This window comes from Chloroflexus sp. (genome assembly GCF_034435895.1).
Taxonomy (GTDB): Bacteria; Chloroflexota; Chloroflexia; order Chloroflexales; family Chloroflexaceae; genus Chloroflexus.
The window spans coordinates 1-3034 of the sequence record NZ_DAOTWH010000059.1 but is presented as its reverse complement, the minus strand read 5'-3'; the positions used below and the strand labels follow the sequence as shown (position 1 = coordinate 3034).

The following is a 3034-nucleotide window of genomic DNA, read 5'->3' as shown; positions in this document are numbered from 1 at the left end:
GCAACAACGCTGGCGCGCCGTCGCTCAGCGCGCGCAGCATCCCTGACCGCCACAACAACTGCTCTGCCGCTGAACCGGCTTCGGCAGGCGCTTGGCGCAACGTGCGCCCAAATAAGGTAGCAAGATGCATCGGTGTCGCTCCATCATCGGGTCAATGCGGGCATCGTCATCGTAGCAGCCCATGTCTTGCCCATCACCCAAACAATCCCAACTGCGCTGGCGCTTCAGGCGGACTATCCCCTGCCGCGGCCACCGGCGCGCCCAATATGTGCAGCCGGGTCACGATCTGGCGGCACAGATGCGGCGACTGCGCTTCGTCGGGACAGTGCATGAACAGGTAGATATTCGGGTCGGTCGCGGCCCATTCCGCGATCCGCGCCGCCCATTCATCCAGAAACGGCGCATTGCGCGCCAAATCGGGATGGCCGATGTAGCGCACCAGCGTCGGCCCGCTGCTGCGCAACGGGCGTAACGGCACATCAGGCTTGCGCTCACGGGCATCATCTAGCAGCGCCCCGCCGGGATCGTTCGGATCGCGGATCGGGCGCACATCCATAATCACCCGTCCGATCCGGTACTGCTCGAGCAACTCCATCAGCGGCGTTTCCCCTACCGGCAGATACCAGTCGGGGTGGCGTACCTCGATCGCCAGTTCCGCTTCTCGCGGCCAACCGGCCACGAACCGCTCGAGATCGGCGCGGCGGGCCGGGCCATACCCCGGCGGCAGTTGCAGGAAGAACGGGCCGCACCGTTCCCCCAACCCCTGCATCCGTTCAACAAAGGCGCGCGCCTGCGGCAACTTCTCGGCCAGCGGCCCGGTATGGCTTACCTCGCGCGGCAATTTGCAGCAAAACCGAAAGATAGCTGGCGTCTCGGTGGCCCACCGCGCCACCGTTGCCGGCGCTGGCGTCGCGTAGAAGGTCGTATTGCCTTCCACCGTCGTCAACTGCCGGCTATAGAGCTTAAGAAACTCGCTGCTGCGCGTCCCCGGCGGGAACAAGTCACCTACCCAGCCGGGGTAGGCCCATACCGCGCAACCAATTCTAATCATGGTTGTGCCCTAACCCACAAAACTGATAGGTATGAAACGCAGAGGGGCAATACGGAGAACTACATGGTAGGTTGGCCATCACCTTACCCAAACCAACCCCGCCCAACCCCCTTGGCGCTCTTTGCGAACTTCGCGCCTTTGCGTTTACCCTCTCTGCGCCTTTGCCCCCTCTGCGTCTTAGCCTCGTTCTAGAACCGCTCGCTGATCACTTTGGGTTGGGTGAATAGACGTAGATAATCGCTCCCGCCGGCCTTGCTGTCGGTGCCCGACATATTAAAGCCGCCGAACGGCTGCACTCCCACCAGCGCACCGGTACACTTGCGGTTAAAGTAGAGGTTGCCAACGTGGAACTCCTCGCGCGCCCGTTCCAGCCGTTCGAGGTTGCGGCTATAGAGACCGCCGGTCAGGCCGTATTCGGTATCGTTCGCGATCGCCAGCGCCTCGTCGAAGTTGGCGGCGCGGATAAAGGCTAGCACTGGCCCGAAAATCTCTTCTTGGGCAATGCGGGCATGCGGCTTGACATCGGCGAAGACGGTAGGATTAATGAAGAAGCCGCCGTCTTTCACCAATTCGTGATCGATCACCTCGCCGCCGGCCACCAGCCGGCCCTCTTCCTGCCCAATCGCAATATACTGGCTGATCGAATCGAAGGCGCGCTGGTCGATCACCGCTCCCATATCGGTTTCCGGCTTGGTCGGGTTGCCCAGTCGCAGCGCCTTGGTCTTCTCGATCACCCGCTGCAAGACCTGATCGTAAACCTGATCAACCACAATTGCCCGCGAGCAGGCGCTGCATTTCTGGCCTTGAAACCCAAAGGCGCTCACGACAATCCCAGTCGCCGCCGCTTCGAGATCAGCCGTCTCATCGACAATAATCGCATCCTTGCCACCCATCTCAAGGATCGGGCGCTTGAGCCAGTTTTGGCCGGGTTGGCGCACGGCGGCGCGCTGCTGAATACGCAGACCGACATTCTTTGAACCGGTGAAGCCGATGAACCGCACCAGCGGGTGGTCAACCAGAAAATCACCGATCACCGCATCTTCGCCGGTGATGAGATTGACCACTCCCGGCGGCAAGCCAGCTTCTTCCAAAATCTGCACCAACAGATTGGCTATAACCGGCGCGCGCGGCGATGGCTTGAGCACGACCGTATTCCCAACTACAATTGGCGCCACCGTCAGCGTCGTTGCAATCGCGAGCGGGAAATTCCACGGCGGAATTGCCAACCCTGGCCCCAGCGGAATATAGCGCAACTCATTAAATTCGCCGGGATAGGGCACGAGCGGTTGCCGCTCGCCTTGCAACGCGATCGCTTGCCGCGCATACCACTCACAGAAGTCGATCGCTTCGGCCACATCAGCATCGGCTTCGACCCAATTCTTGCTGACTTCGTGCATCATCCATGCGGCCAGTTCCTCCTTCCGCCGGCGCATAATCGCCGCTGCGCGCAACAATACCTGCGCTCGCGCGCTCACCGGTGTGCGCGACCACGAGCGAAAGGCGGCGTCGGCTGCCATTACCGCCTGATGGGCCTGCTCTTGCGAGGCGCTGCTGGCGTAGCCAACCACCTTCTTCGGCTCAGCCGGGTTGATCGAGGCCAGCTTGCGCTCGGTGATGATGTGCTCACCGCCGATCACCAGCGGGTAAGTTCCTCCCTGTTGCCCGGCGACATGCCGGATCGCCCGCTGGATCGCCGCGCGCCGGTTGCCGCTGTCAAAATTGCCAAACGGTTCGTTTTGAAAGGGGGTCAGCATATCTATTCTCCTTGCCATTATGGGGCTGCCATCACTGCTCATTGTAGCAGGGAAACGGGCGAACCGCGCTAAGCATCAGCCCTTTCCCGCGCTGCCGGATAGTGAACAATCGCCACAAAGAGACGCAAAAGACACAAAAAGATTGTGTTTTTATGTTCGGGGAAACGCCCCTTCCGACTTGTCATTGCGAGCCGAGCGGTCGGGGCCGAGCGCCACTCGGCCCGCCGCG

Annotated in this window: 2 protein-coding genes; both read right to left on the bottom strand. The window is 61.4% G+C overall.

The annotated features are described in order from the left end of the window. Positions 1–193: 193 nt before the first annotated feature. Positions 194–1051 carry a DUF72 domain-containing protein gene (locus tag U9R81_RS03570; RefSeq protein ID WP_322494151.1) on the bottom strand — a complete coding sequence of 286 codons (858 nt, stop codon included), beginning with the start codon at positions 1049–1051 and terminating at the stop codon, positions 194–196. Positions 1052–1239: 188 nt separating this feature from the next. Further along, positions 1240–2805: an L-glutamate gamma-semialdehyde dehydrogenase gene (gene pruA / locus U9R81_RS03565; RefSeq protein WP_322494150.1), complete on the bottom strand. Its 1566-nt coding sequence runs from the start codon at positions 2803–2805 to the stop codon at positions 1240–1242. Positions 2806–3034 lie beyond the last annotated feature (229 nt).